This window comes from Providencia sp. UF-183 (genome assembly GCF_058246155.1).
Map to the genome: position 1 here is coordinate 348,069 of NZ_JBSICD010000001.1, position 12,672 is coordinate 360,740.

Here is a 12,672-nt window from a genome sequence, read left to right on the forward strand (position 1 = left end):
ACAACATGTACTGTGTGCAATGTGAACAAACAATTAGAACTCCAGCTGGAAATGGCTGTGCATACGCGCAGGGTATGTGCGGTAAAACAGCTGAAACGTCTGACCTACAAGATTTATTAGTTGCTGTATTGCAAAGCTTATCGGCGAGTGCGGCTACGGCACGTACTCTAGGCGTTATCGATCATGATATCGATAGCTTTGCTCCCCGCGCATTTTTCTCCACGTTAACTAACGTGAACTTCGATTCAGACCGTATTATCGGTTATGCACGTGAAGCGATTTATTTACGCGACAAACTCATCAAACACTGCCAATCAGTAAATAGCGCAGTCGCATTCAATCACCCACTGATTAATTTGCAATTAGAAGGGACGGATATTCCAACATTGCAAGCACAAGCCGCAAAATTTGCATTAGATATCGACAAAGCCCAAGTGGGTGAAGATATTCATGGCCTACGCATGCTTTGCTTATATGGCTTAAAAGGTGCGGCAGCGTATATGGAGCACGCACATGTATTAGGTCAGTATGATAATGATGTTTATGGCCAATATCATGAAATTATGGCTTGGCTTGGTACATTACCAGCAGATATGAATGAACTGCTCGATAATTCCATGGCAATTGGTTTGATGAACTTCAAAATCATGGAAATTTTAGATGCAGGTGAAACAGGGGAATTTGGTCACCCAACGCCAACGGAAGTTAATGTTCGTCCTGTTGCAGGGAAATGTATTTTAATTTCAGGTCACGACCTGAAAGACTTAAAAATGCTGTTAGAGCAAACTGAAGGGACAGGAATTAATATCTATACCCACGGTGAAATGTTACCTGCTCATGGCTACCCAGAGCTGAGAAAATACGCTCATTTAGTGGGTAACTACGGTAGCGGCTGGCAAAATCAGCAAGTAGAATTTGCGAAGTTCCCAGGCCCTGTGTTGATGACTTCAAACTGTATTATTGACCCAGATGTGGGTGATTATAAAGACCGCATTTGGACACGTAGCATTGTTGGTTGGCCGGGCGCAAAACACCTTGAAGGTGATGATTTTGCTGAAATGATCGCACAAGCACAATCATTAGCGGGCTTCCCATACACCGAAATCGAACACAAAATCACCGTAGGTTTTGGTCGCCAAACCCTGTTAAGTGCAGCCGATGCAGTCATCGATTTAGTCTCACAGAAAAAATTACGCCACGTATTCCTTGTTGGGGGATGTGATGGCAGCCGTGACGAAAGAAGTTATTACACCGATTTTGCACGTGCAGTACCTGAAGATTGCCTGATTTTAACGCTGGCTTGCGGTAAATACCGCTTCAATAAATTAGATTTTGGCACGCTCGAAGGCTTACCTCGCTTACTTGATGTGGGTCAGTGCAACGATGCCTACTCAGCGATTATGCTTGCTGTGAATTTATCTGAAAAACTGGGTTGTGGTATCAATGATTTACCATTGAGCTTAATTTTGTCGTGGTTTGAGCAAAAAGCCATCGTGATTTTACTCACACTTCTGGCGCTCGGCGTGAAAAATATTTACACCGGCCCAAGTGCACCAGGTTTCTTAACTGAAAACTTACTCAATGTATTAAATGAGAAGTTTGGAATGCGCAGCATTACGACAGTTGAGCAAGATTTGGCTGAAATCTTACCTGCATAATTAGCCAGACAATATAACAAGCCTTAAATACTGATATGAGAATAGGGGGCGCAAGCCCCTTTAAAGGAGTCGTGCGATGACAATGCCAAGCAGTTTATGTCCAAACAGAATGCAAATTCATTCGATTGTCCAAGAAACATCGGATGTTTGGACGATCAACTTAATTAATCACGATTTTTATATGTATTCACCAGGTCAATATGCATTGGTTAGCATTAAGAATAGTGATGATGTCATGCGGGCTTATACACTCTCATCATCGCCAGGTCAAAGCCGTTATATTTCAATTACCGTTAGGCGTTTAGAGGATGGCGCAGGTTCTAACTGGTTAACTCGTTCAGTAAAACCGGGGGATTACCTCTGGTTGTCTGAAGCGCAAGGGGAATTTACTTGTGCGAATGTCAAAAGCCAGCAGTATCTGATGCTTGCTGCGGGTTGTGGCGTGACACCAATTATGTCGATGACTCGCTGGTTGATGGCTAATCGTCCTGAAACGCATGTAAAAGTCTTATTTAATGTGCGAGATGACAAGCAAGTGATTTTTGCGCAGGAGTGGCAACAACTGACACGTGCTTATCCTGACCGCTTACAGTTATGCATTATGGCAGAAACGCCAGATAATGGTGAGTTAGCTCAAGGCCGTTTAAATGAAGAAAAACTGTATGCTTTAGTTCCTGATATTGCCTCACGGGTGGTAATGACTTGTGGGCCGGTTCCTTATATGAAAAATGCCCAGCAATTTGCGGCTAATTTGGGGGTACCTGCCGAACATTTCTTTATGGAGCGCTTTTCTACTGAACCAGAAGTGGTTGATAGCGAAGATGTTCTGACGTTAAAAATTCGCCAACGTTTAGCGGACTTTAAAGTACCTGTAGGGATTTCGTTATTATCCGCGTTAGAACAAAATAAGCAGCCTGTTATTGCAGCATGCCGTGCGGGGGTTTGTGGAAGTTGTAAAACAAAAGTACTATCAGGTAATTATACAACAACAAGCACAATGACATTGACCGCGGCTGAAATTGCCGAAGGGTACGTTTTAGCGTGCAGTTGCCAATTACAAGGTGACACTGAAATCGCCTAAAACTATTTAGACACAATGTACTGTCTCATATTTTAATTAATGGGACAGTATGTTATCTAAAAAAGAATTTGTTAACTTGTTCTACTCTTAATAAGGGTAGAGTTTAGTGTTCTAATAGTGGTGGTTGGATAAAATACACCGATAGCTTACTCAATGTATTAATCGCAGAAACAGCAACTTCCTTATTAGGATCTTGGCATAAGTCTATGATCCTTATAATGGCATCATTATATTCAATCGTTGCCTTAAAATCACCCAAAGCGGAAATTGCCGCGATCTTAATTTCATCATTTACACGAAATGTTAAGCTCGTTAACATTCCTACAATTACTTTATCCATAATAAAACTTTCACGGTTAATTAATTCTGATTTATTCTAAGATAAATCTGTTGATATTTAACTCTGAATTAAAATAAAAAATCATTTATATAAATTAAAAAAAATTGCTACATGTTATTTTGTAGAGTTAAATGTCGGCCTAAGTAAATTTCCATATCTTAAAGTGTGATTTTTTCGTTTTTAATAAAAGAATAAATCGTAGGACGTAATGGCATGAGTGATTTATCTTACTCGCTATTTGAGTGTGTAATATATTAAATGAGGTAAATTCAACTTGGAAAACTAAAATAGGCTATAGGATTGAGAATTGGTAAGTATTTTTCCTGTGTAATATAAAAATTTTTAACGATTATATTAAATGCACTTTTAATTTTTTGCATGATTATTAATTAATAAATGTTTTTATCTCAATCATTAATAAAAAAGTAACAGAATGTATTTAAAGTTACATTTTGTTACCTTGTGAATTTATATTAAATATTAACTTAAACAAAACCTAAACGGTAAGTTTCCTATGCGTAAAAAACCCTAGAATAAGGGTGGCAATTAATTTCTCAATGGGTATAATTCGCGCCGCATCCAAAGTGCAGTATCTCGTTAGGCGAGGCTCCTATACAAACATAGGTTACTGATCTGACGACGTCGAGAGACGCCCAAGATTAGGACAGGATATATCGACCGAAGGTATATCCCCATGTAACTTCCTGTTAAAAACAGGATACGTTGTATAGTGCTAAAACCGAGACGAAGAGATAGCTTTCGCATTCTCTCATCTGGTTTCGCCCCTATGTGAGTACTGTTTGAGTAACCAACAGTAGCTAGGGACTAAAAAATGACATTCACTACCCAGAACAAAGCGGGAGCAGTTGCAATTGCTCAATCCGCGATGAAAGACGCACGCCTCAAAGGCAACAATACACAACAACCAAAAATCGATGACGCCACAGTCAGCGCATATATGAGTCAATCATATCTGCCAGTTTCTGTCGCAGATTCAATTGCTTGTGTAAAACAAAACCTTATTGAGCACCTAGAGGGCGAGCAAATCCCCACCTATTTATTTGTTGTCGATAACGACAATTATTTAAATGGCATTCTTTCAGTTAAATCATTATTAGCATCACCTGAAGACTTATTTGTGTCAGATATTATGCGTCACAATTATTTTTCAGTTGCGCCTGAACAATCTCGTCATGATGTTTATGACCTGATTAACCATAGTGGGTTAGATATGATCCCAGTGGTGCAATTTGGCAAGCTAATGGGAGTTTTGCGTCCGCAAGATATCGCAGAACTGATTGAAGATGAGAATACACTTGATGCGCAGTTACAAGGCGCAACCACACCTCTTGATGAACCTTACTTAACGACAAGTCCAGTCACATTATGGCGTAAGCGTGTGGTTTGGTTATTAATGTTGTTTGTGGCGGAAGCATACACAGGAACAGTACTAAAAGCATTTGAAGAACAACTTGAAGCCGCAATTTCACTGGCTTTCTTTATTCCATTATTAATTGGAACAGGGGGCAACAGTGGCACACAGATCACCTCTACACTCGTTCGTGCAATGGCATTGGGTGAGGTGAGTTTGCGTAATCTTGGTACTGTTCTGAAGAAAGAGGTTTCAACCTCGTTTTTAGTTGCAATTACCATTGGTGGTGCAGCCCTAATCCGTGCTTGGATTTTAGGTGTTGGCCACGAAGTGACTATCGTGGTGAGTTTAACGATCGTTGCTATCACAATGTGGAGTGCGATTGTTTCTTCAATTATCCCAATGGTATTGAAGAAATTAAAAGTTGACCCAGCGGTAGTGTCCGCACCATTTATCGCAACCTTTATTGATGGAACAGGCTTAATTATTTACTTTGAAATCGCTAAATTAGTGATGACGGAGTTTGCTTAAGCGCACACCTCAAACTTGATGCGGCAGGAAAATTAGTTTTCTGCCGCAGCGCCAATTTTTTCTTCTTGTTTTAAAATCTCCCCACATTGACGACACAAATATTGGTTTTCCCCTCGTACTACTTTATTGTGGCGACGAATAGTTAATTGATGCACAGTTTGGCAAGCACAGTGGTAGGCAAATGTTTTGCTTTTTACCGTTGCAACGGCAAAGTTGTGTGTACGTTTTGCATCAACCTGCAATACATGCTGCATCATCCATTTCCACTCTTTTCCGTGAGGCGCTATCCCTTTACGGCCAAACACTCGATAAACCAGCAAATGTGCAAGTTCATGAGGGACGACTTCATCGACAAAGCTTTCTGTATTTTCAATCAGTAATGTTGCGTTGATGCGAATTTCCCACTCTTTCAGGTAAGCACTACCTGCTGTGGTACCGCGTTGTTTATAGTTAACAGTAGGTTCTGGAAATGTTTGTTCCAGCTTTTGCTCTGCAAGGGCAAGTTTTTCGCGTAGAACTCGCATAACGTGCTGTTGTAGGAAAATGGGGACTCGAATAGTTTTCATTCGTTAAGAATACGCGATGCAGATGTTCACAAACAAGTAAAAATTGACAGTTATTATATTAAATAATATATTGTATTTATATATAATATTATTGGGTATAAGTGACTATATGAATAATATCGCATCGGAACAACAGCTTTCAGCTATGAAACAGGCGGCATCACAAACGGCTTCATTATTAAAAACACTGGGTAACCCTGATAGGCTGATTTTATTGTGCCAATTGACACAAGGGGAGGCTTGCGTCAGTGATTTGGAACAACAGCTTGGTATTCAGCAACCGACATTGTCTCAGCAACTGACTGTACTGCGTAACGATGGATTGGTTAAAACTCGCCGTGAGGGCAAACGTATTTATTATGCGATTGCGGATGAAAAATTATTTACGTTGCTCAATACGTTATATCAGCTTTATTGCCCAGTGCAGGAGAAATAAGATGAGTATTGATTGGGTCAATTTTACACCTGTTTCGGCTGCAATCGGTGGGGTATTGATTGGTGTCGCTGCGGCGATTTTACTGATTTTTAACGGCCGAATTGCTGGAATTAGCGGTATTTTAGGGGGGATTTTAAAACCTGCGAAAGGGGATACCGCATGGAAGGTCGCCTTTATTTTGGGCATTATCATTTCACCACTTTTATTTATGTGGGTTGCTTATACCCCTGAAGTGAACATTGCTGCAAGTACGCCTGTTTTGATAATTGCAGGTTTGTTAGTCGGGTTTGGGACACGTTTAGGAAGCGGGTGTACAAGTGGGCACGGTATTTGTGGGATGGCACGTTTTTCCCGTCGCTCAATTGTCGCTGTGTTGATTTTTATGGTTGTTGCTTTTGTGACCGTCGCAATTTCTAATCACTTTGGGTTAGGGAGATAAGCCGATGCCAATTCTGATTGCGTTAATTTCGGGCGTCTTGTTTGGCTTAGGGCTAGTGCTTGCAGGGATGGGAAATCCTGCCAAAATTTTAGCTTTCCTTGATATCACAGGAAATTGGGATCCTTCGTTACTGGTGACGATGGCCGTTGCAATGGTCATCAGCGGAATGTCTTATGCGTGGGTGAAAAAGCACCGTGTGAGCGTGTTAAATTGCCCGTTACAAATCCCAACCAATCAAAAAATAGACAAGAAATTGGTAACAGGGAGCGTGTTATTTGGCCTTGGCTGGGGGTTAGCAGGGATTTGCCCAGGGCCTGCATTGTTATTGACAGGGTTGGGGATCACGCAAGGCATTATTTTTGCGCTGGCAATGATTGCAGGGATGTCAGTTTACCAATTTAGCCAAAAATCCTAAGTCATTTAATAGGATTTAGGTTTCAAGCAATAAAAAACCCATCATGATGATGGGTTTTTTTGTGTCATATTTTTTAGTGCGATTACAGACCAGCGGCTTCGCGTAAAGCGTCTGCTTTGTCTGTCTTTTCCCACGGAAATTGTGGACGACCAAAGTGGCCGTAAGACGCAGTTTGCTGATAAATAGGGTGTAGCAAGTCAAGCATGTTGATCAAACCATAAGGACGTAAGTCAAAGAACTCACGCACGAGTTGGATCAGCAGAGATTCGTCAACTTTTGCGGTACCAAAGGTTTCCACCATAATGGAGGTTGGCTCAGCAACACCAATTGCGTAAGACACTTGGATTTCACAACGATCAGCAAGGCCCGCAGCAACAATATTTTTTGCCACATAACGCGCTGCATAAGCCGCAGAACGGTCAACTTTTGATGGATCTTTACCTGAAAACGCACCGCCGCCATGACGAGCCATGCCGCCGTAGGTATCAACGATAATTTTACGACCTGTTAAGCCGCAGTCACCCATTGGCCCACCGATCACAAAACGGCCTGTTGGGTTAATAAAGTATTTGGTTTCTTTTGATAACCATTCAGCTGGCAGAACGGGTTTGATGATTTCTTCCATCACCGCTTCATGCAGGTCTTTTTGCTGGATATCTTCAGAATGTTGGGTCGATAAAACAACGGCATCGATACCCACAATTTTGTTGTTATCGTATTTAAAGGTGACTTGGCTTTTCGCGTCTGGACGCAGCCATGGCAGTGTACCATTTTTACGTACTTCTGCTTGGCGCTGAACTAAGCGGTGTGCATAAGTAATCGGTGCTGGCATCAGCACGTCAGTTTCGTTGGTTGCATAGCCAAACATCAGACCTTGGTCGCCCGCACCTTGTTCTGATGGATCTGTACGGTCAACACCTTGATTGATATCAGGAGATTGCTTACCAATTGCGCTTAAAACAGCACATGAATTGGCATCAAAGCCCATATCTGAACTGGTGTAACCAATTTCACGAACGGTTTTGCGTGTGATTTCTTCAATATCAACCCAAGCACTGGTGGTGATTTCTCCCCCGACCATTACCATACCTGTTTTGACGTAGGTTTCGCAGGCAACGCGAGCTTTTGGGTCTTGTTCGAGAATAGCATCAAGTACTGCGTCAGAGATTTGATCCGCAATTTTGTCTGGATGCCCTTCTGATACAGACTCAGAAGTAAAGAGATGTGTAGCCATGAGATTAATACCTTAAGAATTCGCAGAATTTATAGTTGGATGTTTTAACATCTAGACGGCTATTTTAGTCTCATGCAGTAAAAATTTCTACCTGTATTTATACAAAAAATGAATAGAGGCACAAATTCACTATCGCCCACTAGGCAAAACCCCTAATAACACACCATAAACTAAGCGAAATCGCTTTGAATCACCGAGGAAAAGGCAGTTTATTTTATCTGCCTGTTCTTCACTTAAAAATCACTCAGCATGAACAACAGTACATCGATGAGCTTTTTTTGCATGTTGAGCCGCTCTCATGAATAGCGGCCAAAATTTTATCGCAATTTCGGCATTTTGCTTTTGCTTTTTGAGTCCAATAGATGTATAAACTGCGACCGTAACGGATGGTTGTTTTTTCCCGTTATATACCAGTAGGTCAAAATAAAGCGCCTACTATCTATCAGGAATGTTTATAAACTTTTGAATTTCAATAAAACACAAGGTGATATAGCTTAAATCAACAGGTCAGCCTGCCAAAATAGTGCTACAACATTGAAATCTGAAGGGGCTAAACAGTTATATTGGGGGTTAATGGGGAATGATCCATAATCTACTGAATAACAGTATCCAACCGTCATATGCGGATCGCCGCGTGACTTTGGCGTTTACTTTCCTGTCTTTCTTTACTTCATCACGAAGTTACCGTCACACCTTTAATACACCTTCGAGGCTGAGTCATTAATTTGTCAGCTTAAGGTCGTATATTGTCACTGTTTAGAATTCTAAGCACTTTTTATTAAAATCTGAGTATTGCCGTTTCCCCCGATATAACTGCTTGTCAGTGCTATGTCTTTACTGACATATATCAGGAATGAGAGCGCGCCACTCACCCCTCCATACAGGAGTTTATTATGAATGATAATATCGCACGCAAAATGCGCCAGACCTATAACATTGCGTATTGGGGCGGTGGTTACTATCAGGTGAATGAGCGCGGAAATGTCTGTGTTTGCCCGAACCCTGAAAACCCTGACACTTTTGTTGATTTAGCTGAATTGGTTAATCAGGTCAAAGAAGAGCAAGAGCACCTGCGCTTACCTGCGTTGTTCTGTTTCCCTCAAATTTTACAGCACCGTCTGCGATCTATTAATGCGGCGTTTAGACGTGCTCGTGAATCTTATGGCTATAAAGGCGATTACTTTTTGGTATACCCAATTAAAGTTAATCAACAGCGCCGTGTCATTGAGTCATTAGTCAACTCCGGAGAGCCATTAGGGCTTGAAGCGGGTTCGAAAGCAGAACTTATGGCGGTATTAGCGAATGCGGGTAAAACACAAACCGTGATCGTGTGTAATGGTTATAAAGACCGTGAATATATCCGCTTAGCATTGATCGGGGAAAAACTGGGTCACAAGGTTTACCTTGTGATCGAGAAAATGTCTGAAATTGAGATGGTATTAAAAGAAGCCGAAAGCTTGAACGTGACGCCACGTTTAGGTGTGCGCGCCCGTTTAGCATCTCAAGGTTCAGGCAAATGGCAAGCCAGTGGTGGCGAAAAATCAAAATTTGGTTTGGCGGCAACGCAGGTTCTGCAATTGGTGGAAATTTTACGTAATGCAAATCGTTTAGATAGCCTGCAATTACTGCATTTCCATTTAGGCTCACAAATGGCCAATATTCGTGATATCGCCACAGGTGTCCGTGAATCAGCTCGTTTTTATGTGGAATTGCACCGTTTAGGCGTCAATATTCAATGCTTTGACGTAGGTGGCGGTTTAGGCGTTGACTATGAAGGGACGCGTTCGCAGTCCGATTGTTCAGTTAACTATGGCTTGAACGAATACGCAAATAACGTGATTTGGGCGATTGGCGATGCCTGTGAAGAGTTTGACCTTCCGCACCCAACCGTCATCACGGAATCAGGCCGTGCATTGACAGCGCACCATACCGTATTGGTTTCCAATGTTATTGGTGTTGAGCGTAACGAATTTACCAAAACATCGCCACCCGATGAAGACGCGCCGCGCTCACTGGTATCACTGTGGGAAACGTGGGAATCCATGCAGCATCAGGGCAACAGCCGTTCCCTGCGTGAATGGTTACATGATAGCCAGTTCGACTTACAAGAAGCCCATACTCAGTATGCTCACGGGGTGCTTGATTTAACTCAACGTGCATGGGCAGAAGAGTTATACCTGAATATCTGCCGTCGCATTCAGCAAGACCTAGACCCAAGCAACCGTGCTCACCGTCCAATCATCGACGAGCTGCAAGAGCGCATGGCAGATAAGTTTTATGTGAATTTCTCGTTATTCCAATCTCTGCCAGATTCATGGGGGATTGACCAAGTTTTCCCTGTGTTACCGATTGAAGGCTTAGATAAACCGTTAGATCGCCGCGCGGTGCTATTAGACATCACCTGTGACTCCGATGGCATAATCGACCATTATGTTGACGGCGATGGCGTAGAAACCACCATGCCAATGCCAGCTTATGACCCAGAAAACCCGCCAATGATTGGTTTCTTTATGATAGGGGCGTATCAGGAAATCTTAGGCAACATGCACAATCTGTTCGGTGATACCGCCGCAATTGATGTATGGGTCGATAGCCAAGGCAATATTCGCTACCTGCAAAGTGAAGAGGGCGACTCAGTGGCCGACATGCTGCAATACGTCAAACTGGTACCAGAAGTCCTGCTTGAAAGTTTTACGGAGCAAGTGAAAGGTACAGGTCTGAGCGAGCAGCTGCAAAAAGACTTTGTGGCAGAATTCGAAAATGGGTTGTATGGTTATACCTATCTCGAAGACGAATAAATGCGCGTCATATTTCGCATTGTGGCGGTGTTGGCTACGCTCGGCTACTCGGGTCACATACTCATGTATGCTCCCCGAGATATCCTTACTTGCCGCCTAGCCACAACACGAACTATTTAGCGCATTGGTTTAGCGTATTGGCACATTAGTTTAGTGTATTGCAGATAGTAAATTCATGCCAAAACATGGTTTGAACCAAATATTAAAAGGGCTTGCTAATGGGCGGGTCTATTTTGAGGAATAAAAATGATTAATAGTACATTAGGTAATCAAGTTGATAATTCACTGGTTTCTAACGCATTTGGTTTTTTACGTTTCCCATTGAATTTTCAACCATATAGCTCAGATGCGGAGTGGGTTATTACAGGTGTGCCATTTGATATGGCAACCTCAGGCCGTGCAGGCAGCCGTCATGGGCCTGCGGCAATTCGCCAAGTGTCGACCAACCTTGCATGGGAAAGCCACCGCTGGCCGTGGAACTTCAAACTGACCGAACGCTTAAATGTGGTGGACTGCGGTGATGTGGTGTTTGCTTTTGGTGACGCGCAAGATATGTGCGACAAACTCCAAGCGCACACGGAAAAACTGTTAGAGTCAGGCAAACGCTGCTTAACCTTTGGGGGTGACCACTTTGTCACACTGCCACTGCTGCGTGCGCATGCTAAACACTTCGGCAAAATGGCGTTAGTGCATTTTGATGCTCATACTGACACTTACGGTAACGGTAGCCAGTATGACCACGGCACCATGTTCTATCATGCACCAAAAGAAGGTTTGATTGACCCAACTCGTTCAGTGCAAATTGGTATCCGTACTGAGCACGATAGCGACAACGGTTTCACTGTACTCGATGCAGGGCAAGTGAATGACCGCGGTGTGGATGAGATGGTTGCGCAAATTAAAGAGATCGTGGGTGACATGCCAGTATATCTCACTTTCGATATCGACTGCCTTGACCCTGCGTTTGCACCGGGTACAGGGACACCCGTTGTTGGTGGTTTAACGTCAGATCGCGCACTAAAACTACTGCGTGGTTTACAGCCACTAAATATCGTTGGGATGGATTTAGTGGAAGTGGCTCCCGCTTATGACCAATCTGAAATCACGGCATTAGCCGCGGCATCAATTGCTTTAGAAATGCTGTATATTCAAGCGTCTAAAAAATAATTTAGGCCTGATTAAAGCAACAGAACCTGCGTTAAGCAGGTTCTGTTTTTTTTAAGCAGAAAAACCGTAGCTACAATTTCCTTTCTCAATCAATCCAAAAAGACTTTTCTAGGCAGCACAAAATTACGCAGGGTTAGCAGCGCAAGGGGGCCTTCCCCCATTTCGGTGCGCAGCATAAAGGGCAGGGTATTGCCGTTTTTGGTCTGCCACGACACGGTATAACTGCTGGTGGTGCCTGCATACGGAGCGACTTGGGCGCTTTCCAATAAACGAATTACTCCCCACACGCCGCGGTGGTCTGCCAGTAAACGGGTGCCTGCGGTGGTGCTCATCCAGCGCAGTGACGCACCGGAGGCGATGGTATCCCCTGGCCACACAAAGCGTTGCCACTCGGGGAATTGGTTGTCATAGGTCAGCGTCTGTTTATCAATCACCAAAATGGTTTGCATCACATCACGGCTGGTGGAGGGGCGGATTTCAAAGTACAGGCGCGCTTCCCCGTTGGCGAAGGCCACATCCCCCAAATGGCTCAAGGTATCTAACGCCTTGAGGAACTCAGGGTTAAAGCGCAGCCCTTGGGCAGTGGTGTTGTTAGGTACCCAGCGATTACCTTCTTTGCGTAACACCCCTTTAAG

12 protein-coding genes and 1 riboswitch are annotated in these 12,672 nt (G+C 43.1%); of the genes, 8 read left to right on the forward strand and 4 right to left on the reverse strand.

Going from position 1 to position 12,672, the window contains the following annotated elements:
• The first annotated feature begins 5 nt into the window (after positions 1–5).
• Both hcp and hcr read left to right on the forward strand, forming a co-directional pair.
• Positions 6–1,658 (forward strand): hydroxylamine reductase, encoded by a 1,653-nt coding sequence (gene hcp, locus AC4IFT_RS01465; RefSeq protein ID WP_490750444.1) that lies wholly within the window; start codon positions 6–8, stop codon positions 1,656–1,658.
• Between the two features lie 76 nt (positions 1,659–1,734).
• Positions 1,735–2,739, forward strand: coding sequence for an NADH oxidoreductase (gene hcr / locus AC4IFT_RS01470; RefSeq protein WP_490733674.1), 1,005 nt, complete (start codon positions 1,735–1,737; stop codon positions 2,737–2,739).
• Between the two features lie 103 nt (positions 2,740–2,842).
• Here the strand turns inward: hcr and AC4IFT_RS01475 are convergent, their stop codons facing one another.
• Complete coding sequence (locus tag AC4IFT_RS01475) at positions 2,843–3,079, reverse strand: HEAT repeat domain-containing protein (RefSeq protein ID WP_490733672.1); 237 nt, start codon at positions 3,077–3,079, stop codon at positions 2,843–2,845.
• 586 nt (positions 3,080–3,665) lie between these two features.
• Positions 3,666–3,838, forward strand: a riboswitch (M-box (ykoK) riboswitch).
• 73 nt (positions 3,839–3,911) lie between these two features.
• Between AC4IFT_RS01475 and AC4IFT_RS01480 the strand changes: the two genes are divergently transcribed.
• Positions 3,912–4,982, forward strand: a complete 1,071-nt coding sequence (locus AC4IFT_RS01480; RefSeq protein WP_490733670.1) for a magnesium transporter — start codon at positions 3,912–3,914, stop codon at positions 4,980–4,982.
• A 32-nt stretch (positions 4,983–5,014) separates the two neighbouring features.
• Here AC4IFT_RS01480 and AC4IFT_RS01485 read toward each other — a convergent pair whose 3' ends face one another.
• The gene (locus tag AC4IFT_RS01485) at positions 5,015–5,548 is read right to left on the reverse strand and encodes a SprT family zinc-dependent metalloprotease (RefSeq protein WP_490733668.1); all 534 of its coding nucleotides are present in this window, start codon (positions 5,546–5,548) and stop codon (positions 5,015–5,017) included.
• Positions 5,549–5,657: 109 nt separating this feature from the next.
• On the opposite strand from AC4IFT_RS01485, the gene AC4IFT_RS01490 reads away from it, so the two are divergent.
• From AC4IFT_RS01490 to AC4IFT_RS01500, 3 genes are read left to right on the forward strand one after another with little or no spacing between them, the layout of a single operon-like run.
• Positions 5,658–5,984: an ArsR/SmtB family transcription factor gene (locus AC4IFT_RS01490; RefSeq protein WP_353242208.1), complete on the forward strand. Its 327-nt coding sequence runs from the start codon at positions 5,658–5,660 to the stop codon at positions 5,982–5,984.
• A 1-nt stretch (position 5,985) separates the two neighbouring features.
• The gene (locus AC4IFT_RS01495) at positions 5,986–6,423 is read left to right on the forward strand and encodes a YeeE/YedE family protein (protein ID WP_490750445.1); all 438 of its coding nucleotides are present in this window, start codon (positions 5,986–5,988) and stop codon (positions 6,421–6,423) included.
• 4 nt (positions 6,424–6,427) lie between these two features.
• Positions 6,428–6,838: a DUF6691 family protein gene (locus AC4IFT_RS01500; RefSeq protein WP_490750446.1), complete on the forward strand. Its 411-nt coding sequence runs from the start codon at positions 6,428–6,430 to the stop codon at positions 6,836–6,838.
• A gap of 82 nt (positions 6,839–6,920) precedes the next feature.
• On the opposite strand, the gene metK is transcribed toward AC4IFT_RS01500, so the two are convergent.
• On the reverse strand, positions 6,921–8,072 hold the full coding sequence (metK, locus tag AC4IFT_RS01505; protein ID WP_490733660.1) for a methionine adenosyltransferase: 1,152 nt from the start codon (positions 8,070–8,072) through the stop codon (positions 6,921–6,923).
• A gap of 893 nt (positions 8,073–8,965) precedes the next feature.
• Between metK and speA the strand changes: the two genes are divergently transcribed.
• The gene (gene speA / locus AC4IFT_RS01510) at positions 8,966–10,870 is read left to right on the forward strand and encodes a biosynthetic arginine decarboxylase (protein ID WP_219246472.1); all 1,905 of its coding nucleotides are present in this window, start codon (positions 8,966–8,968) and stop codon (positions 10,868–10,870) included.
• A gap of 246 nt (positions 10,871–11,116) precedes the next feature.
• Positions 11,117–12,037 carry an agmatinase gene (gene speB, locus AC4IFT_RS01515; protein WP_206082723.1) on the forward strand — a complete coding sequence of 307 codons (921 nt, stop codon included), beginning with the start codon at positions 11,117–11,119 and terminating at the stop codon, positions 12,035–12,037.
• Positions 12,038–12,126: 89 nt separating this feature from the next.
• Here the strand turns inward: speB and AC4IFT_RS01520 are convergent.
• On the reverse strand, positions 12,127–12,672 hold a 546-nt coding region (locus AC4IFT_RS01520; RefSeq protein ID WP_490750447.1), incomplete at its 5' end, for a type VI secretion IcmF C-terminal domain-containing protein.

Coding starts and splice junctions, on each gene's coding strand:
- hcp (WP_490750444.1), top strand. CDS start 6: ATGTACTGTGTGCAATGTGAACAAACAATTAGAACTCCAGCTGGAAAT.
- hcr (WP_490733674.1), top strand. CDS start 1,735: ATGACAATGCCAAGCAGTTTATGTCCAAACAGAATGCAAATTCATTCG.
- AC4IFT_RS01475 (WP_490733672.1), bottom strand. CDS start 3,079: ATGGATAAAGTAATTGTAGGAATGTTAACGAGCTTAACATTTCGTGTA.
- AC4IFT_RS01480 (WP_490733670.1), top strand. CDS start 3,912: ATGACATTCACTACCCAGAACAAAGCGGGAGCAGTTGCAATTGCTCAA.
- AC4IFT_RS01485 (WP_490733668.1), bottom strand. CDS start 5,548: ATGAAAACTATTCGAGTCCCCATTTTCCTACAACAGCACGTTATGCGA.
- AC4IFT_RS01490 (WP_353242208.1), top strand. CDS start 5,658: ATGAATAATATCGCATCGGAACAACAGCTTTCAGCTATGAAACAGGCG.
- AC4IFT_RS01495 (WP_490750445.1), top strand. CDS start 5,986: ATGAGTATTGATTGGGTCAATTTTACACCTGTTTCGGCTGCAATCGGT.
- AC4IFT_RS01500 (WP_490750446.1), top strand. CDS start 6,428: ATGCCAATTCTGATTGCGTTAATTTCGGGCGTCTTGTTTGGCTTAGGG.
- metK (WP_490733660.1), bottom strand. CDS start 8,072: ATGGCTACACATCTCTTTACTTCTGAGTCTGTATCAGAAGGGCATCCA.
- speA (WP_219246472.1), top strand. CDS start 8,966: ATGAATGATAATATCGCACGCAAAATGCGCCAGACCTATAACATTGCG.
- speB (WP_206082723.1), top strand. CDS start 11,117: ATGATTAATAGTACATTAGGTAATCAAGTTGATAATTCACTGGTTTCT.